Annotated in this window: 26 protein-coding genes; 9 read left to right on the top strand and 17 right to left on the bottom strand. The window is 70.1% G+C overall.

Going from position 1 to position 26616, the window contains the following annotated elements; all coding sequences use genetic code 11:
* Positions 1-42: 42 nt before the first annotated feature.
* Genes yidD through rpmH form a run of 3 tightly spaced genes read right to left on the bottom strand, consistent with a single transcriptional unit; the run spans position 43 to position 842 of the window.
* Complete coding sequence (gene yidD, locus KRR26_RS16525) at positions 43-261, bottom strand: membrane protein insertion efficiency factor YidD (protein WP_120206584.1); 219 nt, start codon at positions 259-261, stop codon at positions 43-45.
* Entirely contained in the window at positions 258-677 is a 420-nt protein-coding gene (rnpA, locus tag KRR26_RS16520; RefSeq protein WP_120206585.1) for a ribonuclease P protein component, read from the bottom strand. The genes yidD and rnpA overlap by 4 nt, the downstream gene beginning before the upstream one ends.
* 12 nt (positions 678-689) lie before the next feature.
* Positions 690-842, bottom strand: a complete 153-nt coding sequence (gene rpmH, locus KRR26_RS16515; protein WP_120206586.1) for a 50S ribosomal protein L34 — start codon at positions 840-842, stop codon at positions 690-692.
* Between the two features lie 363 nt (positions 843-1205).
* Here rpmH and dnaA point away from each other — a divergent pair, with 363 nt between their 5' ends.
* Positions 1206-2555: a chromosomal replication initiator protein DnaA gene (gene dnaA, locus KRR26_RS16510; protein ID WP_120206587.1), complete on the top strand. Its 1350-nt coding sequence runs from the start codon at positions 1206-1208 to the stop codon at positions 2553-2555.
* Between the two features lie 15 nt (positions 2556-2570).
* On the opposite strand, the gene KRR26_RS16505 is transcribed toward dnaA, so the two are convergent.
* Positions 2571-3056 carry a DUF2267 domain-containing protein gene (locus tag KRR26_RS16505; RefSeq protein ID WP_217080285.1) on the bottom strand — a complete coding sequence of 162 codons (486 nt, stop codon included), beginning with the start codon at positions 3054-3056 and terminating at the stop codon, positions 2571-2573.
* A gap of 292 nt (positions 3057-3348) precedes the next feature.
* Here KRR26_RS16505 and KRR26_RS16500 point away from each other — a divergent pair, with 292 nt between their 5' ends.
* Positions 3349-4371, top strand: coding sequence for a hypothetical protein (locus KRR26_RS16500; RefSeq protein WP_120206589.1), 1023 nt, complete (start codon positions 3349-3351; stop codon positions 4369-4371).
* Between the two features lie 4 nt (positions 4372-4375).
* Here the strand turns inward: KRR26_RS16500 and KRR26_RS16495 are convergent, their stop codons facing one another.
* Positions 4376-5164: an LIM domain-containing protein gene (locus KRR26_RS16495; RefSeq protein ID WP_217080284.1), complete on the bottom strand. Its 789-nt coding sequence runs from the start codon at positions 5162-5164 to the stop codon at positions 4376-4378.
* A 152-nt stretch (positions 5165-5316) separates the two neighbouring features.
* Between KRR26_RS16495 and KRR26_RS16490 the strand changes: the two genes are divergently transcribed.
* Both KRR26_RS16490 and KRR26_RS16485 read left to right on the top strand, forming a co-directional pair.
* On the top strand, positions 5317-6699 hold the full coding sequence (locus tag KRR26_RS16490) for a M16 family metallopeptidase (protein ID WP_120206591.1): 1383 nt from the start codon (positions 5317-5319) through the stop codon (positions 6697-6699).
* Complete coding sequence (locus KRR26_RS16485) at positions 6699-8222, top strand: M16 family metallopeptidase (RefSeq protein WP_217080283.1); 1524 nt, start codon at positions 6699-6701, stop codon at positions 8220-8222. Before KRR26_RS16490 ends, KRR26_RS16485 begins: the two co-directional genes overlap by 1 nt.
* Before the next feature lie 46 nt (positions 8223-8268).
* Here KRR26_RS16485 and KRR26_RS16480 read toward each other — a convergent pair whose 3' ends face one another.
* Together KRR26_RS16480 and KRR26_RS16475 are read right to left on the bottom strand one after the other, a co-directional pair.
* On the bottom strand, positions 8269-8565 hold the full coding sequence (locus KRR26_RS16480; protein ID WP_120206593.1) for a hypothetical protein: 297 nt from the start codon (positions 8563-8565) through the stop codon (positions 8269-8271).
* Between the two features lie 140 nt (positions 8566-8705).
* Positions 8706-9026, bottom strand: a complete 321-nt coding sequence (locus tag KRR26_RS16475; RefSeq protein WP_120206594.1) for a hypothetical protein — start codon at positions 9024-9026, stop codon at positions 8706-8708.
* Between the two features lie 485 nt (positions 9027-9511).
* Between KRR26_RS16475 and KRR26_RS16470 the strand changes: the two genes are divergently transcribed.
* Positions 9512-9907, top strand: a complete 396-nt coding sequence (locus tag KRR26_RS16470; protein WP_217080282.1) for a VOC family protein — start codon at positions 9512-9514, stop codon at positions 9905-9907.
* A 74-nt stretch (positions 9908-9981) separates the two neighbouring features.
* Here the strand turns inward: KRR26_RS16470 and KRR26_RS16465 are convergent, their stop codons facing one another.
* The 3 genes from KRR26_RS16465 to KRR26_RS16455 all read right to left on the bottom strand — a co-directional run bounded on the left by KRR26_RS16465 (position 9982) and on the right by KRR26_RS16455 (position 13617).
* Entirely contained in the window at positions 9982-10293 is a 312-nt protein-coding gene (locus KRR26_RS16465) for a YciI family protein (RefSeq protein WP_328707155.1), read from the bottom strand.
* 268 nt (positions 10294-10561) lie between these two features.
* The gene (locus tag KRR26_RS16460) at positions 10562-11842 is read right to left on the bottom strand and encodes an MFS transporter (RefSeq protein ID WP_120206597.1); all 1281 of its coding nucleotides are present in this window, start codon (positions 11840-11842) and stop codon (positions 10562-10564) included.
* Positions 11843-12087: 245 nt separating this feature from the next.
* A complete protein-coding gene (locus tag KRR26_RS16455; protein ID WP_236068685.1) occupies positions 12088-13617 on the bottom strand; it encodes a CapA family protein in 1530 nt (509 codons plus the stop codon).
* Here KRR26_RS16455 and KRR26_RS36850 point away from each other — a divergent pair.
* Entirely contained in the window at positions 13568-13765 is a 198-nt protein-coding gene (locus KRR26_RS36850; protein ID WP_233577057.1) for a hypothetical protein, read from the top strand. The two genes, KRR26_RS16455 and KRR26_RS36850, sit on opposite strands and share 50 nt — an antisense overlap.
* A gap of 803 nt (positions 13766-14568) precedes the next feature.
* Here KRR26_RS36850 and KRR26_RS16450 read toward each other — a convergent pair.
* The 6 genes from KRR26_RS16450 to KRR26_RS16425 all read right to left on the bottom strand — a co-directional run bounded on the left by KRR26_RS16450 (position 14569) and on the right by KRR26_RS16425 (position 20354).
* Positions 14569-15075, bottom strand: a complete 507-nt coding sequence (locus KRR26_RS16450) for a DoxX family protein (protein ID WP_217080280.1) — start codon at positions 15073-15075, stop codon at positions 14569-14571.
* Between the two features lie 112 nt (positions 15076-15187).
* Positions 15188-15952 (bottom strand): tRNA1(Val) (adenine(37)-N6)-methyltransferase, encoded by a 765-nt coding sequence (locus tag KRR26_RS16445; protein WP_217080279.1) that lies wholly within the window; start codon positions 15950-15952, stop codon positions 15188-15190.
* A 16-nt stretch (positions 15953-15968) separates the two neighbouring features.
* Entirely contained in the window at positions 15969-16652 is a 684-nt protein-coding gene (locus KRR26_RS16440; protein ID WP_120206601.1) for a nitroreductase family protein, read from the bottom strand.
* A gap of 78 nt (positions 16653-16730) precedes the next feature.
* Positions 16731-17684 carry a glutathione synthase gene (gshB, locus tag KRR26_RS16435; RefSeq protein ID WP_217080278.1) on the bottom strand — a complete coding sequence of 318 codons (954 nt, stop codon included), beginning with the start codon at positions 17682-17684 and terminating at the stop codon, positions 16731-16733.
* A gap of 82 nt (positions 17685-17766) precedes the next feature.
* On the bottom strand, positions 17767-19545 hold the full coding sequence (locus tag KRR26_RS16430; RefSeq protein WP_217080277.1) for a serine/threonine-protein kinase: 1779 nt from the start codon (positions 19543-19545) through the stop codon (positions 17767-17769).
* A 524-nt stretch (positions 19546-20069) separates the two neighbouring features.
* Entirely contained in the window at positions 20070-20354 is a 285-nt protein-coding gene (locus KRR26_RS16425) for a hypothetical protein (RefSeq protein WP_120206604.1), read from the bottom strand.
* A gap of 184 nt (positions 20355-20538) precedes the next feature.
* On the opposite strand from KRR26_RS16425, the gene KRR26_RS16420 reads away from it, so the two are divergent.
* From KRR26_RS16420 to KRR26_RS16410, 3 genes are all read left to right on the top strand, one after another.
* Complete coding sequence (locus tag KRR26_RS16420; protein ID WP_217080276.1) at positions 20539-22746, top strand: tenascin-X; 2208 nt, start codon at positions 20539-20541, stop codon at positions 22744-22746.
* Positions 22747-22849: 103 nt separating this feature from the next.
* The gene (locus KRR26_RS16415) at positions 22850-23869 is read left to right on the top strand and encodes an aldo/keto reductase (RefSeq protein ID WP_120206606.1); all 1020 of its coding nucleotides are present in this window, start codon (positions 22850-22852) and stop codon (positions 23867-23869) included.
* A gap of 651 nt (positions 23870-24520) precedes the next feature.
* Entirely contained in the window at positions 24521-25882 is a 1362-nt protein-coding gene (locus KRR26_RS16410) for a hypothetical protein (protein ID WP_217080275.1), read from the top strand.
* Here KRR26_RS16410 and KRR26_RS16405 read toward each other — a convergent pair.
* On the bottom strand, positions 25876-26595 hold the full coding sequence (locus KRR26_RS16405) for a head GIN domain-containing protein (RefSeq protein ID WP_217080274.1): 720 nt from the start codon (positions 26593-26595) through the stop codon (positions 25876-25878). The two genes, KRR26_RS16410 and KRR26_RS16405, sit on opposite strands and share 7 nt — an antisense overlap.
* Positions 26596-26616 lie beyond the last annotated feature (21 nt).

Here is a 26616-nt window from a genome sequence, read left to right as displayed (position 1 = left end):
CTGCCGGCGGCAGAGGGCCGGAGGGAGGGCGGAAGCAAACCGTCAAGGAACGGGATCGAATCCGCCGGGGTGGAATGGCTGGCAGCGCAGCAGGCGCCAGACGATGAGCGCGCTGCCCTTCAAGCCGCCGTGCTTCTCCAGCGCCAGCATGGCGTAGGTGGAGCACGAGGGGTGGAACCGGCACGCCTTCGGAAGCAACGGCCCCAAGAACCTCCGGTAGAAGCGGATGGGCAGGGCGATGAGGAAGGCGAGCGGACTCATGGAACGGGCGCTTTCGGCGGAGGCGGTGCCGGGAAGAGCCTTTGCAGCTTACGGGTGACGCCGTCGAACGCACGCGAAACTTCCGCGAAGGAGGCTTCCTTCGCCGAGGAGCGGACGACCAACACGACGTCCAATCCAGGCGGCCATTGCGTGCGACGCTTGCGAAACAGCTCGCGCAAGACGCGACGAAGCCGGGCGCGCACCACCGCGTTGCCCACCTTGCTGGAAACGGTGAGCCCCACGCGAGAGTACGCCCGGCCATTGCGTTGAATGAGGGCCAGGAGACAGTCGGAAGGAACCTTCTGACCGCCGTCCTGGACCTCGAGGAACTCGCGCCGCTGCAACAGGCGCAGGGCCTTGGGGAAGCGCTCGCCGACAACCGCCGGCACATCTGGCGCGACTCCCTCGGCCGTCACTCGCGAGTCCGGTTACTTCTTCGGGGCGGACACCACGAGCCGCTTGCGGCCCTTCGCCCGACGGCGCTTGAGGACATCCCGGCCACCCTTGGTGGCGTTGCGCTTGCGGAACCCGTGGGTGCGGTTGCGCCGAATCTTCGACGGCTGGTACGTGCGCTTGGACACGGCTCGAACTCCCTGGATGAAGAAGGCGGCGCCTGGTCTCCCGGCGCGACCAAACTGAGTAAAGGGGGGCGTCCGTAACTCCATTTCCAGGACAAGTCAACGAAGGAGCTCGTTGACCCGGCCTCGGGACCTTTGCATTCCGCACTCCCCGTGTTGCTGTCCTGATCGGCCCCCCAGCGGTTGGGGGGAGGGGAGCAAGGGCCCACAACCGCCCAGGTTCCGCGCGCGTGGATCCGATCACTCCGGGGGCAGGAACCGCGAGGACTTCCGCCACTTTGGGTCAGTTCCTTGATCGACCTGGGAGCGTCTGTTAGCACGGCCGAACCCTCGCCGACTCCCCGTTTTTGCACTGTTGAGACCCGCGTGAACGCCCTCGCTCAAGCCGCTCCCTCGTTGCCAAGTGCCGGAATTCTTTGGGCACGAATCCTGGAAGCCATCCGCCAGGAGGGCCGTGGCTACGCGCTCACGTGGCTGGAGCGGATGCGCCCGTTGGATCTGCGCGAGGGCTCGTTGGTGCTCGGCGTTCCCGATCGCTTCTTCCGCGATTGGGTGGACGACCACTACCGCGCGCTGCTCGAGTCCCACCTGGCCCGGTTGGGCGAGGGACTGTCCAAGCTGGCCTATGAAGTGGTGGAGGGACCGCCCGCTTCCGCGAACCTTCCTCCCACACCGACGGTGAAGGCCAACCCGGCGCGGCCTCCACGGCTGAACGGGCGCTTCACCTTCAGCACCTACGTGGTGGCGGACAGCAACCAGCTCCCCGCGGCGGCGGCGGCGGCGGTGGCCGAGAAGCCAGGGCACCACTACAACCCGCTCTACATCTATGGCGGCACGGGGCTGGGGAAGACGCACCTGCTCCAGGCGGTGGGCAATCACATCTGGGAGAAGGACCCCACCCAGCGCGTGGTCTATCTGTCCAGTGAGCAGTTCACGAACGAGTACGTGGAGAGCGTTCGCGAGCACCGCATGACGGACTTCCGCCGGAAGTTCCGGGAAGAGTGCGATGTGCTGCTCATCGACGACATCCAGTTCCTGGGCAAGCGCGAGGAGACGCAGAAGGAGTTTTTCTACACCTTCAACACGCTCTACGAGCTGAACAAGGCCATCGTCCTCACCAGCGACACGGTGCCGGCGGAGATTCCCGGCCTGGAGGAGCGGCTGCGCAGCCGCTTCACCATGGGGCTGATGACGGACATCCGCGAGCCCACGTACGAGACGCGCGTGGCCATCCTCCAGAAGAAGGCGGAGGCCGAGGGGTTGGACCTGCCGGACGCGGTGGCGCACTTCATCGCCAAGCACATCCAGAAGAACGTGCGGGAGTTGGAGGGCGCGCTCGTGAAGCTGTCCGCCATGCACAGCCTCACGCGGCAGCCGGTGACGGAGGACTTCGCCGCGCAGGTGCTGAAGGACATCCTCCCAGCGCAGCGCGTGGTGGACGTGGAGGCCATCCAGCGTGAGGTGGCGCGCTTCTACAAGGTCACCATCGAGGCCTTGAAGGAGGACCGCCGCCACAAGCAGCTCGCGCACGCGCGCCAGGTGGCCATGTACCTGAGCCGCAAGTTGACCAAGAGCTCCTTCCCGGAGATTGGCGCGCGCTTCGGCAAGGATCACTCCACCGTCATCTCCGCCGTGCGCAAGGTGGAGGGTCTGCGCGAGTCGGACCCCACCGTGCACCGCGAGTTGGTGGAGCTGGAAGCACGCCTCAGCGGGTAGCCCCTCAGGACGGCTTCACGCCTCGCGGGCCCAGAGCGCCTGCAGGTCGGCGGGGAGCTGTCCGATGACGTCCTCGGCTTCGCCCTCGGAGATGTGCTCTCGCACCGTGACGAGCACCGCGCGGGACAGCCGTTCCGCCTCGTTGGTCGTGATGTCCAGGTCCTCGGCCACCTGCGCGAGGAACGCGAGCAGGCCGAACTTCCTCGGGGGCTTGCCTTCATGTCGAGGGCAGCGCTGGAGCACGTCGCGCAGCTTCTGCGGGAGCTGCGCTTCCAGGTCCTTCACTTCGCCGCCCATCAGTCGCTGCTCGATGAGGCACAGCACGGACTGGGCGGCTTGTTCGGCTCGGGCCGCGTCCACGCCTGCTCGCTTCTGGAGGTCCTTGAGGAAGAAGCCGTAGGTGCGCGCCGTGCGTGAGGCGTGGCGCTGCTGCGCTCGCAGGTCCGGGGTGGACTCCGAGCCCTGAACGTCCTGTCCCTGTTCGTCTCGCGCTTCCGCCATGGCCGTGCCTCCCGTGCGCTGTCGCTCCCGTGAGCGTGCGCACCCTGGAGGGCCATCGGCAGGTGGGCTCACGCCATGGATCAGCGGACGCCTGGGTGATGGGCCAGGGGGTGAACCGGACCCCGCTCGCCCGCCTCCGCACGGACTCCACCGGAAGTGGAGGGCGTGGGAGGAGCCGGGCATGCTGACGCTCCACCGGGCCGCTGTGCTCGGCGCGAGCCTCGCGGCTCGAGGGGAGGGGACACATGCGACACGCCGGATGGACCGCTCGGGCAGGAAGGCACCGCCCGTCATGAGCGCCCCCTTGCCCGCTCCCGAGTCCCCACCGCCCAGCGAGCCGCTTCGCCCGAGCGAGCCGCTTCGCCCCGGGGTGTTCGCGCGGGTGGCTCCGCTGCGGGGACCTCCGTTCGGATCATTCCTGATCTGCGTGGCCACGTTCCTCGTGACGGCGGCCTTCCTCGGCGGGCTCTCGGGTGCCGAGGCCACGGCCTTCTGGACGCTGCCCGAGGCTCGGCTGTGGCACCTGTTCCTCGCGGCACAGCCGGTGCTCTGGCTGGCCTCGTTCCTCGCCGTGGCGAGCGACTTCCGAGACCCCGAGCGCTCCGTGCTGCCCAGGCGAACGCCCTACCGCGCCGGGGCATTGGCGTGCTTCGCCCTGACGTTGTTCGCGGCCGCGCTGCCCATCGTCATCCAGGCGTTGACCCACACCTCGCTGCTGCCTCCCGAGGCCGCGCAAGCCACGCGCATGCCCGGCTTCCTGTGGAAGATGCCCACCCTCAGCGCGGTGGGCACCACCGCCGCCACGGTGCATGCCTTCGGCATCCTCTGCGTGCAGGCCCGCCTGTACGAACTGGTCACGCAGCTTGGCGAAACCTCGATCGATGCGCGCGTGCGGGAGTACCAGCGGCTCCGCGAGCAGCTCCGCCGGTTCCTCGGCTATGCGGCGGCCATCATCGGCATCGCGACGTTGAGCACGGGCTCGCTGCGCAACCTCATCCTCGGAGAGATGCCCGGGGCGCGCTTCTCCGCCGCGCTCGTCATGGCCTATGGCGCGTTCTTCTCCGCGCTGCTGGCCCTCATGTTCCTCCCTGCCGCGCGCTCGCTGACGGCGGTGGGCGAGTCCATCGCGGAGGAGTTGTTGCAGGCCTCGCTTGGCGAGCGGCGGCGGTGGTCCGACTGGATGACGGAGCGCCAGGCCATTCGCGCGTACCTGGGCCTGGAGGACAGCGCGCTGAAGGTGTTGCAGGACAGCATCGCGGTGCTCGCGCCCATCGTGGGCAGCCTCTCCGCGTTGGCCTTCAGCGCGAAGGGCTGACGCCTCAGTCTCCCTCGGTGGGCCAGAGGAAGACCTTGCTGATGATGAAGGCCCAACCCGCCAGGGACGCCACGCCCAACAGGATGGCCGCGAGGGCCTGTCCCCGTCGGCCAATGGGCGGCTGGGCCCGCGAGTCCACCCGGGTCAGCGCGATGGCGCCGCAGACGATGGCGATGGGCGCGAACAGCGGAATGAACAGGGCATTCAATCCCAAGCCAAACGCGTGACGCGCCAGCGGGTTGTTCGCGTGCAGGTCCCAGAGCCGATGCAGCGCCCGGGTCGGAATGGGCCGGCGGAAGAAGAGCTGGTTGCGTGGGTCTCGGATGATGCCGAAGGCCGCCACGGTGGGGATGATGCCCAGCGCGATGAGCCCCGGACCGAACTCGCGCGACATCGCGGCCGCGCCGAGCAGGGGCGCCACCACCAGCGCCAGCCGCGCCCAGGACTGTCCCAGGAAGAAGCCCACGCCCACGGGGACGAAGGCGATGGCCACGATTGCGCCCAGCCAGCCCGACTCGGATGCGGACAGCGCGCCGGCCACCAGCATCAGCGCCGTGCAGCCCGCGATGATGTAGGCCCAGCCGTCGCGGCGGCCCCAGAGCGTCTGGCGGAACTGCTCCAGGTAGTTGATCTCCGGACGCTGGGCGCAGGTCGCGCAGAAGAGGCTCCCGTCGCGCCACGTCGTGCACCCAGCGCAGAGGAAGCTTCCGCAGCGGGAGCACGTCGCGCCCGCGAGCGCCTCGGGATGGACGGCGCAGCGAGGCATGGCCTGGGCGGAGACATCCATGGACATGGGCGCAGTGTCGCATGGAGAACCCGGCGCGGGGACGTGCACGGCTCAACACCGGACGTCCCCTGTTCTTCCCGCGATGGCTTCCCATCCACCGGGTTCCAGCCCCGTGCTAAGCGCAGGGCCTTCCGTTCCGTGGAGGCACCTTGTCCCTTGTGAAGGCCCTCGTCGCCGCCGCCCTCGTCGCGGGGCTCCCGGCACTCGCCCAACAGAAGCCCGAGGCGAAGCCGCCCGAGCCCGGCCGTGAAGCGCTCGCGATTCCCTACGAGAAGTACACCCTGCCCAACGGCATGGAGGTCATTCTCTCCGTCGACCGCAAGCTGCCCGTGGTCGCCGTCAACGTCTGGTACCACGTGGGCGCGTATGACGAGCAGCCCGGGCGCACCGGCTTCGCGCACCTGTTCGAGCACATGATGTTCCAGGGCTCGGCGCACGTACCGGATGACGTGCACATCGGCCTCATGGAGCAGGCCGGCGCCACCGACCTCAACGGCAGCACCACGTTCGATCGCACGAACTACTACCAGACCGTCCCCAGCAACTACCTGGAGACCGCGCTCTGGCTGGAGAGCGATCGCATGGGCTTCCTGCTGGATGCGCTCAGCCAGAAGAAGCTCGATACGCAGCGCGAGGTCGTCAAGAACGAGCGCCGCCAGGACGTGGAGACCGCGCCCTATGGCGAGGCGCACGAGAAGGCCTGGCAGGCCCTCTTCCCCGCGCCGCACCCGTACTTCGGCAACATCATTGGCTCCATGAAGGACCTGGACGCGGCCACCCTGGACGACGTGAAGTCCTTCTTCCGCACGTGGTACGCGCCGTCCAATGCCACGCTCGCCATCGTGGGCGACTTCGACGTGCCCTCCACCAAGGCCCTGGTGGAGAAGTACTTCGGCACGCTGCCGAGCGGCCCCAAGCCGAAGCGGCCGGATGTGGCGCCGGTGAAGCACACCCAGGAGAAGGTCATCCGCCACGACGAGCGCGTGGCCACGCTGCCCCTGCTGTCCATGTCCTGGCTCACCGCGCCCTACCTGAAGCCGGGGGACGCCACCGCGGACGTGCTCGCCACCGCGCTCGGCACGGGCAAGGCCAGTCGGCTCTACCGCCGGCTCGTGCTGGAGAAGCAGCTGGCGCAGAGCGTGGACGCCACCCAGCAGAGCCTGGGCGCGCAGTCCGTCTTCAGCATCGACGTGGTGGCCCGCCCTGGCGTCTCCACGGATCAGATCAAGACCGAAGTGGACGCCATCCTCGATGAGGTGCGCAAGGACAGCGTCACGCCCGAGGAGATCCAACGCGTCCGCACCCGCTTCGACACGCGCATGCTCTCCGGCCTCCAGGCCGTGGGCGGCTCGGGTGGCAAGGCGGACGTGCTCCAGAACTACAACCACTTCGTCGGCGAGCCCAACTTCGTGGCGCAGGACCTGGCGCGCTACCAGGACGTGACCCCCGAGAAGGTGAAGCAGTTCGCCCGCGACGTGCTGCGCCCCGACGCGCGCGTCACCCTGCACGCCGTTCCGCCCTCGAAGCAGGAGGCCAAGTGATGTCGCGCCGAATCCTCTCCGCCCTCCTCGTGCTGACGCTGTCCGCGTGCGCCAGTACGCCCAAGCCCACCGCTCCCACGCCGCAGCCCACGCCTCCGCCTCCCGCGGCGGAGCCCGCGGCCCGCGTGGAGTCCTTCCGCGACCATGCGCCCACGCCGGGCAAGCCTCCGGAGCTGGTGCTGCCCACGTTCCAGAGCGCGACGCTGGACAACGGCCTCACCGTGCTGGTGAGCACTCGCAAGGAGCTGCCGCTGGTGTTCGCCGGCATCGCCTATGCGGTGGGCTCCTCGCGCGAGCCCCTCAAGCAGTTGGGCGTGGCGGACCTCTCGTACCGCATGCTGCTGGAGGGCGCGGGCCCACGGGACACGGTGACGCTGGACAACGCCTTCGCGGACCTGGGCGTTTCGCCCGCGGTCTCCGTGGAGCCCGATGGCGCCTTCGTGGGCGTGCGCGTGCTGACGCGCAACGTGGACCCCGCGCTGGCGCTGCTGTCGGACGTGGTGCTGCGGCCCACGTTCGACGCGAAGGCCTTCGAGCGGCGCAAGAAGCAGCAGCTCGCGGACCTGGTGCGCCGGCTGGGCAACCCCAGCTTCCTCGCGCAGGCCACGTACTTCCCGGCCGTCTTCGGGCCCACGCATCCGTATGGGCACGTGGGCGGTGGCACTCCCGAGACCGTGCAGGCGCTCACGCTCGCGGACGCGAAGGGCTTCTACCAGCGCAACACCGGCCCGCGCGCCGCCGCGCTGGTGATGGCAGGAGACGTGACGCTGCCCCAGGCAGTGGCCTGGGCGAAGCAGTACTTCGGCAAGTGGAGGGGCAGTGCCACGCCGCCCGGCGCGCCCGCCGCGCCTCCGGTGCCCGCGCGGCAGCTCGTGCGGCTGGTGCCCAAGCCGGGCCTGGATCAAACCATGGTGCTGGTGGGGCGCCCCGGCGTGGCCGCTGGCAACCCGGATGAGTTCCCGCTGGAGCTGGCCACCACCGTGTTCGGTGGCTTCTTCGGCAGCCGGCTCAACATGAACCTCCGCGAGGACAAGGGCTACAGCTACGGGGCGGGCGCGCAGCTCAGCCCGCGGCTGGGCGTGGGCCCGCTCACCGCCTACGCCGCCGTGCGCCAGGACGTCACGGGCCCCGCGATGAGTGAGTTCATGAGGGAGCTGACCGACTTGAAGTCTCGCCCCATCACCGAGAAGGAGTTGGAGGCCGCGCGGGAGGGACTCATCCGCGGCTTCCCCGGCGCCTTCGAGACGGTGGAGGGACTGGGCTCGAGCGCCGCGTCGCTCTACTACCAGCACCGGCCGCTGAACGAGTTCGAGCGCACCGTGGCCGGACTCCGCGCCGCGACCGCCGCCGACGTGCAGCGCGTGGCCGAGTCGTACCTGGCCCCCGAGACGATGCAGATCATCCTCGTGGGGGATCCGCTCGTCATTCAGGAGCAGGTGGATCCGCAGAAGCTCGGCAAGCTCACGCCCGTCGAGCCGCCGGGGATGACGCCGTCCGCGCCGCCCGCGAAGCCGCACCCGTAACGCGAAACGCCGGGGCCCGCTCGTTCGCCGCGCGGGCCTCGGTGCTTCAGTCTTCTTCTTCCACCTGCTGACTCTCGACGCGCTCGCGGCCTCGGCGCTCGCGCTCCAGTTCGTCCGCTTCGTCGATGGGGCTGCGGATGTCGGGAACGTCGCCGCCCACCGGCGCGTCGCTGTCGAGGGCGAACTTCTCCTCGCGCGTCGAGCGGATGGAGTCGTCCGCGAAGAGCGGCTTGGTGTCGTCCGCTTCCAGCCCTCCCTCCACGCGGTCCTTGGCGAAGTGCGCTCGCGGGTGGCCTCCCCGGCCGCCCTTCGAGGGTTCGCTCTTCCTGCTGCCCGTGCTCATGGGTCGCTCCTCGTCCGAAGGCGCGGCGAGAGGACGCGCGCCGGTTCATGAGGAATGTCGGCAGCGAGGTCCCCCGGCACCAAGCTCCCACCATGGAGTGAGGCGCCCGCCCGAGCGGCACCCAAGCCGAAGACGGAGCGTCAGGCCCCCACGGACAAGCGGACGGGAGCGTCTTCCCTCGCTCGGGGCGGGGAAGGGGGCTCCACCACCACCTGCGTGGTGAGGCTGCTGTGCTCCGCCTCCCAGCGGATCCACAGCTTGGGCCGAGGCGAATCCAACCGCGACGCCTCCACGCGCAGCGACAACCCGTTGCGCTCGCGAAGGGACGTGCCCGCGTCCGCCGGCAGCATCTCCGTGCGCAGAAAGCCGGGCAGGTCCTCCGCGCCGTCGCGCCCTATCGCGAGCATGCCGGTGAACTCCAGCGCGCTCGGCGGCGGGTGGACGATGGCCGAGGACGTCACCTGGTCGATGATGGCCTCGCCTCGCTCGTTCGCGCAGGGGGTCCGGGTTCACCGAGCGAAGGAGGGCCCGCGCGCCCACGTGCACGTCACCCGACACCACCGTCACCGCGCAGCAAGACTCCTTGGCCAAGGTGAACAGGTCCATGATGAGCCGAGAGCGCTCGCCTCGGTGCCCCAGCGACTCCCGCAGGTCCAGCATCACCACGTCCAGGTCGCGGTCCAGGGTGGAGAACAGCTCCGCGCCCGCTGAGCCCGCGATGCACAGCCGCAGGGGAGGGGGCTGGGCGACATCCACCGTGTCCAGGAAGAGCTGGACGCAGAAGCCCCAGGTGTCCGAGTGCGCGCGCTCCCTGGCGTACAGCACCGGGCCGAGCAACAGCTTCATGTGGTTCCCCCCGTCGTGACGGGCCACGAGCGTGTCACGCCCCTGACCACGCGGCGAGCAAGGCGCGCACACGGCGCCACGCTCTGCTACGACGGGCCGCATGATCGACCACCTGAGCTTCTATGCGACGGACTATGCCGCTACGAAGGCCTTCTACACCGCGACGCTCGCGGCGCTGGGCCATGGGCTGGTGCTGGAGATGACCTCCACGTGGGACCCGGACTTTCCCACGCGACGCATGTGCGCGTTCGGGCCTCCGGGCAAGCCCGTCCTGTGGATCATGGAGACGAAGACCGCCGTCACGCCCCGCCACACGGCGTTCGTGGCGCAGGATCGCGCCGCGGTGGAGGCGTTCCATCGCGCGGGCCTCCAGGCCGGAGGCAAGGACAACGGCGCGGCCGGTCCGCGGCCGCACTACCACCCGGACTACTTCGGCGCGTTCGTCATCGACCCCGACGGCAACAACGTCGAGGCCGTCTACCGCGGCCCAGCCTGAGCCCCGCTCCGGGGATGGCCTTCACGCATCGCGTGGGCCCCGTCCCCAAGTTGTCCACAAGTCTGGCGCGGCCCTCATCCGCGCCACGAATCGATGATGACCTGGAGCTTTTCGGCATTGGCTTTCAGCTCGGGCGTGAGCTGGGGGCCAAAGTCCTCCGGGTCGAACACCTGGCGCAGCTCGACCTCGGCGTCGTCCTGCATCGGGTGGGGCATGCGCTTCACCCACTCGACCGCCTCGTCCATCGAGCCCACCCGCCAGATCCAAAAGCCCGCGATGAGCTCCCTGGCTCCCGTGAAGGGCCCGTCCACGACGGTGCGCTGGGCTCCCGAGAACCGCACCCGTCGGCCCTTCGCGCTGGGGTGAAGGCCCTCGCCAGAGAGCATGACCCGGCCTTCACCAACTCCTCGTTGAACTGCCCCATCTGGGTCAGCAGCTCCTGGCTCGGGAGCTGACCTGCCTCCGTGTGCAGGTCCGCCTTGATGAGCACCATGACGCGCATGTTCGTTCCACCTCGTGACGGCTCACGGCTCCGTTCATCGGGCCCAGCGAGCCTTCTTCCCGACGTCGAACCACGCGGGCGGAAATCGACATGCGTGATGCGCGCGCGGCCGAGGGACGGCGGAGTCGGGTGGAGCGCCGCCTCGCGCGACGTCAGTGCGAGCCGTCGGAGAAGGGCTGCACCGCCACGGCGGGCGAGGGGTTCGCTTCGTTCTCGAAGCTGTGCGGCCGGAGCATGCGCGCGGTGAGCACCAACGCGAAGAACAAGAAGGCGCAGGCCACCGTGACGAGTCGCAGACCCAGCAGGTCGGCCAGCTCGCCTTGCAGCCACACGCCCAGCGAGTACCCCACGCCGAGCACCATGCTGTAGAGGCTGTTCATGCGCGCCTGGAGGTCACGCGGCACGCGGTTCTGGCACGAGGCGCTCAGCCCGCTCATCAACGTCAGGTAGTTGGCGCCGAGCAGGAAGATGCAGCACGCGGCCAGGGGCAGGGACGGCGTCAGCCAGTAGATCATCCCAATCACGCCGATGGAGAGCGCCGCGAAGCCTCGCAGGCGGCGCTGTCCCATGACATCCGACAGCGTGCCCACCACGAGGGCCGCCGCCACCGCGCCCGCGCCCTGACAGCTCACCAACAGCGACGTGGCCGCCGCGCCCTGGCCCAGCTCGCGGATGGCGAACACCGGCACCAAGCCGATGAACGGCGCCACCAGCGCCGCGACGAGCGCCGTGCCCAGGAGCACCAACGAGATGTCCGCGTCCTCGCGAGCCACGGAGATGCCTCGCACGATGCCGGCCCACAGCTCCTCGCGCGCGGCCTTCGTCTCGCGCGGCGGCGGCGTCACGCGGGACAGCGCGACGATGACCGCGAAGAAGGAGAGCGTGTTGGCGAGCAGCGCCCACGGCGGCCCGCCCGAGGCCAGCACCAGCGCGGCCAGCGTGGGGCCCATGATGCGGCCCAGGTTGAACTGGGCGGAGTTGAGGCTGGTGGCCAGGTGCAGCTCGTGCGGTGGCACCAGCTCCGCGAGCAGCGCGGAGAACGCGGGGTTGGTCAACGTGCTGACGCTGCCGTTGAGGAACGAGATGACGCCAATGGCCCCGAGGCTGAGCTGATTGCGGAACGCGAGCAGCGTGAGCACCCCCGCCAGCAGCGCCTGGAGCACGGCGCCCACCGCGGCATAGGCGCGGCGATCGAAGCGATCCGCCAGCGCACCACCCAGCGGGGCCAGTACCACCGCGGGGAGGAAGGACAGCGCGACGATGGCGCCGGTCCATCCCGCCTTGCCCGTGGTCTGGGTGACGTAGACGCCCATCGCCACCGTCTCCATCCAGGTGCCGACATTGGAGACCAAGGCGCCCAACCACACCGCGAAGAATCCCGGATGGTCGAAGGGACGGAGCGAAGCGAGTCGAGGAAGTCGGAGCGCAGGCACGGCGTCTGTCTTTCTAGCGCATGACCCAGACGCGCGCTCGGTCCCATTTTCTTGTATGATTTGGGCAGCAAAGAGGACGTGGTTTGTCTGGGATTCACGCGTGTTTTCAGTCACGCGGAATTCGCCAGCAAGAACGCGCGAGCCCACGCGTTCTGGACACACACAGGCCGTGCGTTCCGGGGTGTGACTGACACGACAGCCTCCGCGCGCGGGGGGGGTGAGACTGTCGGAAAGTCGCGTGTGTGTTACGGCATGCTGCCCACGGCGGGGAGCGACGTGGCGCGGGGAGACAGCGTGCCGTCCTCGGCCACCTGGGCGCCCGTTTCTGGGAAGTCGTCGCGGGTGAGCTGGCGCACCTGCTTGATGACGCCTCCGGCGGGGTCCGGCAGGGTGATGCCCTCACCCACCTGCTTCGTGGGGAGGATGCGGCCGGTGGTGAAGTGGCCCTCGCGGTCCAGTTCCACCTCCAGCACCATGCCCAGGCCCTGGGGGCCCTTCAGGTTGAAGCGGCCGTAGGTGGCGAAGTTCCCCATCGAGTAGGCGATGAGTCGGCCCTGGTAGAACTCCATCGCGCGCGCGACATGGGGCCCGTGGCCGATGACAAGGTGCGCGCCGGCGTCCACCACCGCGTGGGTGAAGGCGCGCAGGTCGCCTCGGTCCTCGCCGAAGAACAGCTCTCGGCCAGCGGGGACGTGGAGGGCCTTGCCGCCCTCTGCGCCTCCGTGGAACGACACGACGACGATGTCGTGCGTCGCGGCCACGGAGCGCACCAGCGCCGTGGCGGTGGGCAGGTCGTTGAGGTGGTTGCACGAGGCCGACGTGTGGAAGGCCACCAACCCGATGCGCAGGCCATTGCGGTCCATCGTGGCCACCGTTCCCGGCGGCCCGCTCCACGCGATGCCGTGGGCGTCGAGCGAGGCCTCGGTCTCGCGACGGCACACCTCGCCGAAGTCACCCGAGTGGTTGTTCGCCGTGCCGGCCACGTCCACGCCAGCCTCTTGGAGGAACTGAGCGAAGGACGTGGGCGAACGGAACGCGTAGCAGTGCTTGGGCGAGCGACACTTGGTGGTGATGCCGTTGTCGCACAGCGGTCCCTCCAGGTTCACGAAGGTGAGGTCCGCGTCCTCCAGCAGCGAGCGCACGTTGGCGATGACGCTGCCGCCGCCCTCGGGGGGGAGTTTGCCCTCCGGCACGGTGGTGCCGAGCATCACGTCCCCGGTGGCACGGATGCGCACCTTGGCGCCCAGCGGGGGAGGGGGGCGCGGCGTCCCATCGGCAAAATGGGCCAGGCGGGCCTGGAGCGCGGCCTGCCCCCGAGCCTGGGTGAGCGCTGTTTCCAGTTCCGGCTGCTGCGGGTTCAAGCGCTGGACATGCGTCCACTGTTCGAGCGCCTCCGCCCAGCGGTTCTCCAGCGAGTAGGCCCAGCCCAGCTCCCAGCGGCAGTCCGCGCGCGAGGGAGAAGCCGCCACGCAGGAGGACAGCTCGCCGATGGCGGTGCGCGTGTCCTTCGCCTGGAGGGCGGTCAGGCCGCGCGCGTAACGCGCCTGCACTTCGCTCTCGGGGACTTGTAGGGCCACCGCGGCGGCGCGCAGGGCTGCGATGCCCGCTTCGGCCGCGATGCGGCCCACGTCCTCCGCGGTCAGCACATTCGGATCCGCGACAGGGGACTCGGCCGCTGCGCTGGACAGCGCAGCGGGCATCCCGTTCTGGGCGGTGGTTGGGGCAATGGTCGAAGGCGTGGCGCTCGGGGACGCGATGGGAGACGCGGCAGGCATCTCGTTCGCTGCGGTCGAGGATGTGGTGCTCGGAGCTGCGGCAGACATCCCGTTCGCTGCGGTCGAGGACGTGGCGCTCGGAGCTGCGGCAGCGGACACAGCCGTCACTCCGTTCGATGCGGTCGTCGGATCCGTCGCTCCGTTTTGAGCGGCAGTTGGGGACGTCGCCGAAGGCGACGCGCTCGGCGCGGATGTTGCTCCGTTTGCGTCAGGGGTGGGCGTCGACTCGGTCGTGGCGGTGGACACTGTCACCACGCCCGCGCCTCCGGGCTCGGCGGGATGCGACTTGGAATCCTGCGTGGACGTCTTGGCCGCACGGGCCTCACCCGCCGTGCCCCCATGTGCGGACACTTTCGAGCGAGCAGTGGAGGTCGCTGCGCGCTGCTTGGACTTCGTGCTCCGCCGTGCCGACACGGTTCGTCCGCTGACCGCCTCCGCCACTGCGATGACCGAGGCGGCCCCCGCCTTGTCAGCCTCGAAGCGGACATCGTCCGAGGCGGACCTCACCGACGCGGCGCCCACGTCGGCCACGAGGGCCGCGGCAGGGCGATTCGCTGTGGAGAACTTGTTGGGGGAAACGGGCTCGCGAGCAGCGAGGAGCAACAGCAGAAGCGCGGACGAAGCCATGGAGCGCGCATCTTACGGGCAGTGCTCGCCAGCGGGTGCGCTTCCCACGGGCTCGGCCCATCCCCGACCGGACAGGCTGAGTCCCCGAGCCCGCGCCTACTCGGTCTCCGAGCCCCCTTGCAATCGACCCCTGATGGCTCTTGCTCGGGCCCCCGTGCCGACTTGACCCTCGTGCCCGCGGGCCGACTCGGAGTTCGTGGCGCTCTCACTCGGCCCCTGTGCCCATGCCGACTCGGCACCGGGCCGCCGTCACTTGGCCTCCTGTGACGCCTCTCGGTCGGTCCCCGTGCCCCTCCCTGCTTGGGCACGGGGCACGTCCGAGCCTCAGCCCAGGGCCTCAATCAGCCGCGAGCCTCGACGCTGCCGAGGGAACAAGCGCAGGCGCCGCCGCTCCCGACGCTGTACTCCTCGTCTCAGCGCGCCACTCAGAGACAACGGGCCCGGTCCTCGCAACAGCGTCGCGAGCGAGATGGCGATGAGCGCGAGGTTGAACTCGTAGCCGCCCTTCGTCACGTCGAACCCGTTCTTCCGATGCACCTTCGCGATGGCCACCGCCTGCGTGGCGATCACTCCCAAGGCGGTGAAGCGTGTGGCGAAGCCGAGGACCGCACTGATGCCGGAGGCCAGCTCCGTCACGCCTGTGGCGATCACCCACGGTCGAGCAGGCCGGATGCCGAGCTGCTCGAAGAAGCCCGCGCTCTGCGCCTGACCATCCTTGTTCAGCTTCGCCAGCCCGTGCTTGATCATCGTCGCCCCGAGCGACAGACGCGGGGGCAACATGGCCACGGCGTGCAGCAGCGACGGTCGCCCCTCCAGCATCGCCTCGTTCATGGCGTCTCCTCCTGCGGATTCCGGGTGTAGGTGCCTCCCTACGTTGCACCCGAGCAGCCGCTCCGGCACCCCACGTCGGCGAGCGGGCACGCGAGGGACCGGCCCCGTGCCCTCACTGCTCCGCCAACGGCGCGTCCATGAGCGCGGCCACCTCGGGCGCGTAGCCCCCGGGCCCTTCGCCGTGGACGATGAGCGGCGCGCGCACCAAGAGCCCTCGGTCCTTGTCCCGCACCGCGTGCACCAGGAAGCGCGTGGCCGGCTCCTCCACGCGCGAGTGCACGAAGCGCAGCGCCCGAGGAAACAGCCGCGCCCGCATCAACAACTCCAGCACCTCCGCCACGCGCGCCGCCGGATACACGAGGCTCACCCCGCCACCGGGCATCAACGCGTGCCGCGCCGCCGCCACCACCGCGGGCGCATCACAGGCCTGCTCGGACTTGGAGATGGCGCGCTCGTCATCCGGGCTGCGCACCCCCGCCTCCGCCTTGCGAAAGGGCGGGTTGGACACCACGTGCCCGTAGGCGCCCGAGGGCAACAACGTCCGCGCCTCTCGCAAGTCCCCGAGCAGGGGATTCACCCGCCCCTCGCAGCCGTTGAGCGCCACGGCGCGCAGCATCCTCGAGTGCACCGCGGGCTGCAGCTCCAGCGCGTCCACGCGCTCCAGCCCGAACTGCTTCACGAGCAGGAAGGACACCACGCCGCTGCCCGCGCCCAGCTCCAGCACCGCGCCGCGCGTGCCCTCCGTGGCCGCGAAGTGCGCCAGCAGCACCGCGTCCAGCGTGAAGCGGTAGCCACCGCGCCGCTGCAACACGCGCACCCCCGACGTGCCAATGGAATCGAGGGTCTCGTCCGCCCCGGTGACTTCCGACACGCTCATGTCTCGGAAACAACCTTCACTTGCGCACCAGCACCCCATCCAGCGGCTTCTTGCCAATGTCCGGCACCAGCGCGCCCGCGGCGGGGTACCCCACGGGGAGCACCGCGAAGGCGCGCTCGTTCTCCGGCCGCCCCAGCAACTCGCGCAGGAACCCCATGGGCGAAGGCGTGTGCGTGAGCGTCGCGATCCCCGCCTGTGTGAGCGCCGCGATGAGGAACCCCACCGCGATGCCCACCGACTCCTGCACGTAGTAGTGCTTCACCTTCTTCACGGTGCCGTCCGGCAGGGACTGCACGCCGTAGATCTGCTCGAACACCACCAGGATGGCCGGCGCGTCCGTGAAGTGGGGCTTGGTCCAATCCGTGCCGAGCGGCGCGAGCGCGTCCAGCCACTCCTGACTCATGCGGTTCGAATAGGACTCGCGCTCCTCGGCCTCGGCCGCCTCGCGCAGCTGCTGCTTGAGCGCGGGGTCCCTCACCACGACGAACGTCCAGGGCTGCTGATTGGCACCACTGGGCGCGCTGGCCGCGCAGGCAATGGCGTCCTCGAGCACGCCGTCCGGGATGGGCTCGGAGGAGAAGTGGCGCACGGAGCGGCGCTTCGCCATGGACTCGCGGAAGTCCTTGGCGCGGGCGCGCGACTCCTCCGGGGTGGGCTGGTTCCAGACGAGCGGCACGAACGGATACGTCTTCACGCGCATGGAGCACTCCGCAGTGAGGGCGACGGCCGTCCATCTGACCCGGAGCCACGAGTCCTGGGAAGTCCCATCCCGCGCGCGTCAGCGCGCACCGCGCATCCGCTCGGCCACGTCCAGCACGCGGCCCTCGATGGACACGCCATCCAGGTGGTCCGCCTCCACCAGTCCGGTGGGGCTGGTGACGTTCACCTCGGTGAGGAAGTCGCCCAGCACGTCGATGCCCACCAGCGTCAGGCCCTTCTCTCGGAGCGAGGGCTTCAGCCGCTCACAAACGAACAGGTCGCGCGCCGTCAGCTCCGCCTTCACCGGCGTGCCGCCCGCGGCCATGTTCCCGCGGTGGTCCTGCTCGGACGGCACGCGCATCACCGCGCCCGCGGGCTCGCCATCCACCAGGAGGATGCGTTTGTCGCCCAGTCGACTCTCGGGGACGTAGGCCTGCGCGACGATGGGCTCGCGGCCCCCGCGCGTGAGCAGCTCCACCGCCGAGCGCGCGTTCCGGTCTCCCGGCGCGAGGAAGAGGATGCCCTTGCCGCCGAAGCCGTCGATGGGCTTGAGGATGGTGCCGCGGGCGTTGTGCGCGATGAAGTCCAGCAGCACCGGCAGCTCGCCGGTGATGCGCGTGTCCGGCATCAGGTCCGGGAATCGCAGCGCGAAGAGCTTCTCGTTCGCGTCGCGGATGCCGCGCGGGTCGTTGATGAAGAGGGGCGCGTTGTCTCCGCACAGCTCCACGAGCTGCGTGGCGTGCAGGTAGTCCGCGTCCACCGGCGGGTCCTTGCGCAGGAACAGCACGTCCAGGCGCGACAGCGGCACCACGCGCTCGTCCAGCACGTCGAAGTGGTGGCCTGGCTCGCGGCGCACCTGGACGCGGCGCATGCGGGCCTCGGCGCACGTGCCGTTGAAGCGCAGCCAGCCCTGTTCGAAGTACAGGACCTCGTGCCCTCGACGCTGCGCCTCCAGCATCAGCGCGAACGTCGAGTCGTGGTCCACCCGCACCGTTTCGAGCGGGTCCATCAAGAAGCCGAGGGTCAGCGCCATCGCAATCGAAGGGGTCCGGAGGGTTGGTGCCCGAAGATAGCGGAGGCTCTCGGCCCCCGCTCTTCATTCGCCCTGGGGCACGTCACCCCTCGGGGATGTTCTGGAGTGCCAGCTTGAACACCGCGGGCTTGCCCACCTGGACGGGGACCGTGAGGGTGCGATCCTTCTTGTCCGGGCCCACGATGCGCAGCACGTGCGTGCCCACTGGGATGGGAACGTTGAACAGCGGCGTGCGGCCGAGCTTCTTCTTGCCGCGGTACACATCCGCCTCGGGCAGCACCACGAGCGTCAGCTTGCCCTCCACGCGCCGGGCATTGCGACCCTCGTCTGGAGCCTCCTCCGGCTCCTTCTCCTTGGTGTTCTCCTTGGCGGGCGGCGGCTCCACCTTCGTCGCCTTGGCCATGCCCGCGTCGGGCAAAAGGGACCCGGGCTCATGAAACACCGCGAGCCGCGGGTTCGCGCCGTTCGCCGGGATGGGCACGGCGAGCGGGTCCTGGGGCTGCTCCGGCGTCGCCGAGGCATCCAGCGCCTTGAGGAACAGGAAGACGCCGTAGCCGCTGCCGCCCAGGAGCGCGAGCACCAGGACGGTCCAGATCCAACTCGAGCCGGACTTCTGCTTCTTCTGCCGGGGTGGGATGGGGACGGGGTCCTGCCGGACGGGGTCGGTGTCCGCCGCGCGCGCGGCCGCCGCCTCCGCCTTCTTGCGCTCCTCGATGACGCGCATCGCGTCCTTGCGCTCCGGCAGGTAGGGCCCCTCGTCTTTCTGGAGGGCCCGGCGCGCGGACTCCAGCACGACGTCGCTGGTGCTGGCGTCCACGCTCTCCAGGAGCGCGCGCGTGGCCGCGAGGCGCTCGGCGAACAGGTCCCTCATCAGCGCCGCGCGCTGGTCCGCGTCCATCAACTGCTTGCCCGCGGCCTTCTCGATGGCGCGCGCCATGTCCCGGCCGTTCGGGTAGCGCCGCGATACGCCGCGCTCCAGCGCCTTCATGATGGCCCGGGACACGTCCTCGGACACATGCGGCACCAGCACCGAGGGCCACGGGATGGTGTCCTCGAGGATCTTCACCATCTCGTCGCGCTCGGTGCGGCCGGCGAACAGCCGCGCGCCGGTGACGAGCTCGTGCAGCACCACGCCCACGGAGAACAGGTCGCTGCGGCCGTCGAGCGACTCGCCGCGCACCTGCTCGGGGGACATGTAGCCCGTGGTGCCCTTCACGGTGCCGACGTGCGTGCGCTCCAAGCTGCCCTTGGCCTTGGCGATGCCAAAGTCGAGCAGCTTCACCACGCCGTCGTACGTCACCATGATGTTCTTCTGCGCCACGTCCCGGTGGATGACGGGGCTGGGCTCGCCGCCGGGCGTGGTGAACGCGTGGGCGTAGTGCAGCGCCAGGCACACGTCGCGGGCCACGGACAGCGTGAAGGCCAGCGGCACCTGCTGGCGCTTGCGCAGGCACGCGCTCGTCACCTGGTTGAGGTTCTGTCCGGCGATGAACTCCATGGCCAGGTAGAGGCCGTCGTCCTCCTCCCCCAGGTCGAACACCTGCGCGATGTTGGGGTGGTTGAAGGCCGCCGTGATGCGCGCCTCATCCAAGAACATGCGCTTGAACTGCGCGTTCTCGCGCGCGTCCGGAAGGATGCGCTTGATGACCACGTACTTGCGAAAGCCACCCGGGCCCGACGTGTAGCCGAGGAACAGCTCCGCCATGCCGCCGACGGAAAGCTGGGTCAGGACCTCGTACTTCCCGATGCGCTCTCCCCGATGGAAGTCGATGGGGAAACCCTCCAGCGCCCGAGGCGCCCGAAACGGTGCGCGACGATAACAGGCCTGTAGGGCGCGGACGTCCCGTGAATCTGCACCCATTTCGCCTGCTCGCCCCAGGTCTCCCACAGAAGCCTGTGGATCACCTGTGGATTGTGAGGGGAGGGGTGTGGAGAAATGGGGACCGGGGACCCGGCTTGTGGATGCCCGTGGGAAAGCTCCAAGTTGCCCACATGTAGCAGATCGCGGATTCCTGAAGCGTTTCGGGAGCTTGCTGACTTGTCCCCAACTCCGCGCCGCCTATCTCTTCCACCACTTGATCAACACTCTCAATACCTTCTGGAAGAACATCATGGGCGCGGCACCGGGCTGTGGAGTGAGCCGAACGCGGGGCGGATGGACCGACCGGCATCAGGCAGCCCCACCCGCATGCACGGCCTCCAGGGCCTCCAAGGCATCCAGGAGCGACGAAAGCCCCCGGCCCCTGCCCAGCCCGCGTCCCCACCCCGCCCGAACGCAAGGCGGGCCGGCACGGCCGCCCCATGCCGAAAAGGCGATGGGCCGCTCGCTTTCGGGAAACGGGTCCACTCCCGGTGTGACCGGGCCGAAGCGGGCCCGGTGGGGCATCAGGGCTGAGGTCTGACCCGGACGAGGCCGGTGAGCCGCCAGCGGGCCTGGGCTCGGTCCGCGGTGACGAAGGCCCGATGCCCCGCGACCTCCAGCGTCATCGATTCCAGGTCCGTGGACGGGACGTCGCGCCGTGCCTCCCGCGAGGCGAGGCCGAACAGCGCGGCGAGCAGGGCCCGGCGCGCCTCACCGGGCAGTGCCGCCAGGGCGTCCTGGAGCGCGCGCGGGATGAGCACCGAGAAGGCGGGTTCTGGAGCGAATGGGAGGGATGCGACGAGGCCCATGCCGGCCGGGCACTGCCAGAAGCATACCCTCGACATTTGAATCCGCCCTGGGGCCTTGGAGCGCACAAGCCGACCGAATGGGAAGGACGTGCCCCACCGCGGGAAGCGGGTTGCCTCATGATGGGCCCCTCGCGTCCCATGAGTCCCGGGGCTATACGCGACCGAGCAGGGGAGGGAGGCCGTCATGTCTCACGGGACGAACGCAGGCGGAGCGGTGCGCGCAAGCCTGCTCCTCACCTTGGGCCTGGTGATGGTGACGGCCTGCCGGGAGACGCCGCCGCTGACGAACGCCTCGGCCCGGCTGCGCGTGTCGCAGGAGCACGTCACCTTCCCGCCGGCGTATCCGCAGCTCGTCCGCGAGGCGGAGGTCCGCGTGGAGAACGCCGGCCGCGCCTCGCTGGACATCACCTGGTCGACGCTGGACATGCCCTTCACCGCGGAGGGGCTGCCCACGCGGCTGGCACCCGGCGACGCCCCCGTGAAGCTGCGCTTCCTCCCCCCCGCCGAGGGCCACTTCACCGCCACGCTCACTGGCACCGCGCCGGGAGGTGGCACGGTGACGTTGGTCCTCGAGGGCGAGTCGCGGCCCGTGCCCACCTGCCCCGTGTCCACGGCCTGTCACCTGGCGCACTTCGACGTGGCGAGCGAGCTGTGCGTCGAGGACGTGCTGCCAGACGGCACCGCGTGTGACCCGGGCAACGCGTGCCTCATCCAGGCCACCTGCCAGCAGGGCCGGTGCAAGGGCACGGAGCGCTTCTGCGATGACGGGAACGCGTGCACCACGGACCTCTGTCATCCGCTGGATGGATGCAGGGCGGTGCCCGCGCCGCCGTGCCCGGGGGATGGCAAGTGCCAGGTGGGCGCGTGCGACCCCAAGCTCGGCTGCGGACTCGCGCCGGCGCCGGACGGCACCTTCTGCGGGAGCGCGCGCGGGTGCGATGCCGCGGACGTGTGCATCGAGGGCGCGTGCCTGCGGCGCGACCTGCCGGATGGCTTCACGTGCGCGCCGGCCAGCCCCTGCCAGGGCGCGGGGCACTGCCAGGGCCCCCTCTGCGAGCGCCCGCCCGCGCTGGCCCTGAAGCCGGACTGGACCTACGACGCGAACATCACCGGCGAGGACCTGCACGACGTGCTCGTCGGCCCCGAGGGCGACTTCACGCTGGTGGGCTTCTTCGCGTTCCCGCTCATGGACGCGGCGGGCGCTCAGCCCGTGCTGGCGAGCCGCTCCGGCCGCCGCTGCATGCTGTGGAACGACCGGCTGCTGTGCATGGACATGCCCAACTCCGGGCAGGTGTCCCTGCTGGACCGGTCCTTCGGGCTGCCGCGGTGGACGTTCGACCTGGCGACGAACCGGCCGGACTTCGCGGCGCAGGCCTCCACGCTGTTCATGGCGCGGCTGGCGGTGATTCAGCCGGATCGCCTGGCGGCGCTCTTCGAGGCCTACCCCGATGGGCAGGACCGCAACTCGCTGTGCCGCCGCTACTTCCTCGTCGTGCTGGATGCCATGGGGCACATGGTGTCCGCGCAGCGACTGGAGGATCCGCTGCTGTCGGAGTGCAACCACCCGCATCCCTTCGGCGTGGTCTCGGACGCGGTGGGTGACCTGTACGTCGCGTTCTCCCAGACGCTGAACCAGGGCGCGCCGCTCCAGCCGGGCGCCCCCACGCTGCTGATGGCCTTCTCGCAGGACGGGGTGCCCCGCTGGCGCAAGACGGAGGCCTTCACCGCGGGCGAGCTGGCGGTGGTCAACGGCCTGCTGCTCAATGAGCGCGGCACGCAGGCGCTGCGCACCCAGGACGGCGCGGCGGTGGAGCTCGCGTCCTTCCCCTCGGGGCTGGGGCGGCCGGTGGCGACCTCCGAGGTGCTGGTGAGCCTGCCCGCGCCGACGACGCAGACGAATGGCGCGTCCGCCTGGAGCCTGGAGGGGCATCGGCTGGCGGGGCTGGGCCCGACGTGGCGCTACACCGCGCCCGCCAACGTGACCTTCATCTCGCGCGAGCTGCGGCTGGCGACCTGGCCCGAGCAGGTGGGCGCGCCTCCCGAGACGCTGGCGCTGGGGTTCGCCCACCAGGACTCGGGCACGCCGGTGCTGTTGGGCGTGCGGGCACGCGATGGCAGCGAGGCCTTCCGGTGCGCGCTCGCCTCGCCGCCGCTGACGCGCGGGGGCGCGGAGATCCTCATGGAGCTGGGACCGGACCAGCTCGTGCTGCTCGATGGGACCACCACGTGCGGGGACTGTGACCCCCCGTTCGCCTACAGCCGCGCCCGCTTCCAACGCTTCCAGATGCCGGGCATCCGCCCCGCCTCCGAGCCGTGGCCGGGGACCTTCGGAGGGCCGGGGCACAGCCACCACGAGAACCCCGTCCAGGCCCGCTCCCAGAGCATCCGGTGACGTGACACCGGGGCGGGTGGGAGGCGCGGTCCTCATGCGATTTCGCCTCCCGGACGTTAGATGGGCGGCCTCACATCGCAGGATTCCCGAGGGTGACCCCCACATGAACTACCGTCAGCTCGGCCGCACCGGCCTGTACGTTTCGGAGCTGTGCTTCGGCGCCATGACGTTCGGCGGCGAGGGCTACTGGCAGGCCATTGGCCAGCAGGGCCAGGACGAGGCGAACAAGCTTGTGGGCAAGTGCCTGGACGCGGGCGTCAACTTCTTCGACACCGCGGACATCTATTCGTTCGGCGCCTCGGAGACGATTCTTGGCAAGGCGCTGGGCGCGAAGCGCTCGCAGGTGGTGCTGGCCACCAAGGTGCGCGGCCGGATGAGCGCGGGCGTCAACGACATTGGCCTGTCGCGCGGGCACATCATGGACTCGGTGCACAACAGCCTGAGGCGGCTGGGCACCGACTACATCGACCTGTACCAAATCCATGGGTACGACGCGGTCACGCCGCTGGACGAGACGCTGCGCGCGTTGGACGACCTGGTCCGTCAGGGCAAGGTGCGTTACCTGGGCGCGTCCAACCTGGCCGCGTGGCAGCTCATGAAGGCGCTGGGCATCAGCGAGTCGCGGCACCTGTCCCGCTTCGAGTCGCTCCAGGCCTACTACTCCATCGCCGGCCGCGACCTGGAGCGTGAGCTGGTGCCGCTGATGAACGACCAGCGCCTGGGCCTCATGGTGTGGAGCCCGCTGGCTGGTGGCTTCCTCTCGGGCAAGTACCGCCGCGGCGCCCAGGGGCCCGAGGGCGCGCGCCGTGCCTCCTTCGACTTCCCGCCCATCAACCGCGAGCGCGCCTACGACGTCATCGACGTGATGGATGGCGTCGCCAAGGAGCATCAGACCTCCGTGGCCCGCGTCGCCCTCGCGTGGCTGCTGCACCAGCAGCACGTCACCACCGTCATCATCGGCGCGAAGACGGAGGCCCAGCTCGACGACAACCTCGCGGCCACCACGCTCAAGCTGTCCGCCGAGCAGCTCGCGAAGCTGGATGCCGTCTCCAAGCTCACCCCCGAGTACCCGGCCTGGATGCTGGAGCGGCAGGGCGTGGACCGCGTCCCCGTGTCGAAGTAACGACTTCCGTCGGTTTCACCCGGGAAGATCGCCCGCGCGCGGCGTCCTGGGGAACGCCACGACGTCGTCTTCGTCCGGGTGCATGAGAGCCAGTCCCGCTCGTGCTTCCCGGAAGAGGCTGGGAGGGGGAGTCACACCCGGGTGTGGCTTCCCCTCCTGGAATGTCCCGGCGGCTGCCCGCCCGCATGCCATCCGACCTGTTACGTCATGCGTCGGAGAGGCCCTGGGTCAGGTGAGCCTCACGGTGTGTGGAAATCCAGGACCGACCTGTGACGAAGGGCAAAAGCCCACACGAGACATTTGTCCTCCGGCTCCGTATCGATATTCTCCGCCCCGCGAAGCGTTCGCTCACGTGAACGTGTTCCACGGTGCCCACGCGCAGGTCGCTCGGAGATGCCCCCGCAGCTCCAGCTCTCACGTGGAAGGAGTGCGGCAGTCGCCCGGATGACCTTGGAGGTCCGGTGTGCGGCGGCTCCGTTGCAACGTGGGGGGCCCGCTCGGGTCCCGGGGGGATAGCGACCCGGGGCCCGAGTGTCCTCGTCCTCTCCGGCGTCCCGCCCACATGTATGGATTCAGCCGAGGCCCGGTGCGTGAACCGGACGTTGGGAAGGCTTGACGCTCCCGGGGCTGGGGCGGTGCCATGGCCGGCCCATGTCCGCGCCCCTGCTCGTCACCACCGCGTTGGGAGTCCTCCTGGCGGCGGCTCCTCCTGCTGGCAGCCCCCTGGTGCCCTGCGCGCCCGAGTCCTCCGCGTGGCGCAAGGCCCACGACGCGCTCACCGCGTACTCGAGCCGGCTGGACGCGCTGCCCGAGGACGGAGACACGCGGGAGGCGCGCCTGGAGATGAAGTCGCTCATGCGCCTCGGCTGCTTCGCGCTGGCCCGGGAGGAGCGGGCGGGAGACTGGCCGCTGGAGTGGGACGCGCCGGCGACGGGCGTGAGCACCGGCTCGCGCAGTGCCGAGTCGGTGCTCGAGGTGTCCGCGCTCGCGCTGAAGACCTGGTGGCGCGACGGTGGGCGCGCGTGGCTGGAGTCCTATCTGGAGCTGGGGCGGCCCGGTCCGCACACGGCGGTGATTCCTCCTGCCCTGCGCGAGCCGGTGCTCACGCCGGAGCGCGCCCCGAGGCATCCCCTCGCGGCGCTGCTCTGTCCCGCCGGAAGCGGCGACTGCGGCGCGCGGACCGAGGTGTGGCGCGCCCGGGCCGAGGAGGCCTTTGTTCGCGAGCGGAAGCAGGAAGCGGAGCGGGAGCGCGCGGACCACGGGGCAGCGGACGCGTTACCCGAGCCAGGGATTCCGCGAACCGTGGCGGACTGCGAGGGCCTGGCGCGCGCGAAGCCGGCCGCGCTTCGCTACATGGCCTGGCGCTACTGCCTGACGGACTTCCTGGACCTGTGGCCGCGCCGCGACGTGCTGCCCCTGGGGAACCTGCGCACGCCCACCGAGGGGTGGCTGGTGCTGAGAGGACGCGACGACGAATCCGGCCGTGGGCGGATGGAGGTGCTCCACCTGGGCACGGGCGCGACGTACCTCGTGCGAGGCGCGGCGGGGGAGGTACGCGTGGTGGCGGGCCTGACGGAGGTGGAGCGGCTGCGCGAGCTGACGTGGATGCTCGTGCTGTCCCACGAAGTGCGCGAGGAGGTGCGCGCGGACGTGTGGCGCGTGCCCATCCCCTCGGACTTCTCCGTGACGTGGTGGAAGGATGCAAGCTGGGAGCGCACGGGGCGGATGAGCGGGGTCGTGGGCGGCAGCACGGACGCGACGCGCGTCACGTGGCGATGGTCCGTCCCCGGCGTGGCGAGTCCCTACTCGGGAACGTTCGTGTACTCACTCCCCGAGAAGATGGGAGAGGTGCACGCGCGGAGCCTGCTGCGGGCGGCGGACTCGACCTTCCACGAAGGGTGCCCCCCCGTGTTGCCTCCGGGCTCGAGCGTGCTCGGCGCGAGCGCGGAGGTGATTCAAACCTGGAGCCCGCCGCCGGGGTGCTCACCAGGGGCGGGCCGCGCGGCTCAGTAGGTCATGCGCGAGCCGCCGCTCGTCTCGAACTTCGAGTGCTCCGGCCGCGCCGTGAGCGACAGCGTGCTTCCGCCCGAGGCCTCGCCCTTGACGTGCTTGGGCGCGTCCGCCTCCAGGCTGGAGCCGCCGCTGAGCTCCGCTTCCAGACGGGAGATGCCGCGGACCTCGCGGGCGTGCACCTCGGAGCCACCGCTGGCCTCGGCGTCCATCTCCGTGGCCCGGCCGCGCACCGTCATGTTGGAGCCGCCGCTGGCCTCGGTCTTGAGCTCGTCGGTGTCCACGCCGCGCACATCCACCTCCGAGCCACCCGTGGCCTCCACCTTGAACTCGCTGGAGGAGGTGGCCTCGGCGGTGATGCTGCTGCCGCCGTTGGCCTCCAGGCTCGTGACCTTGGGGCTGCTGATGTAGACGCGCACCTTGCCGCGCAGCCCGGAGGAGAAGAAGTGGCTGTTGCGCTCGGCGCGCACCTCCAGGATGCCGTCCTTCACCTCGACGAGGACGCGGGACACGGTCTCCGGGTCACCCTCGAGTCGCACGGACTTGGGGCCCACCTTCACCTCGGCCCGCATCCCGCTGTTGATGGACACGCCCCGGAAGTCGGAGACCTCGCGCGTGTCGCCCCGGGAGGAGCCCTGGGGTCTGGCCCGGTCCTCGGCATGGGCACAGGCGCAGGCGAGCATGGCGGCGACGAGGGAGGCGCGGGCGGTGAGCATGGAGACCTCTGGGTAGGAAGG

It is taken from the genome of Citreicoccus inhibens, from assembly GCF_019039035.1.
GTDB classification, from domain to species: domain Bacteria; phylum Myxococcota; class Myxococcia; order Myxococcales; family Myxococcaceae; genus Citreicoccus; species Citreicoccus inhibens.
The sequence above is the reverse complement of the archived record's forward strand: the minus strand, read 5'-3'. Positions and strand labels throughout refer to the sequence as shown.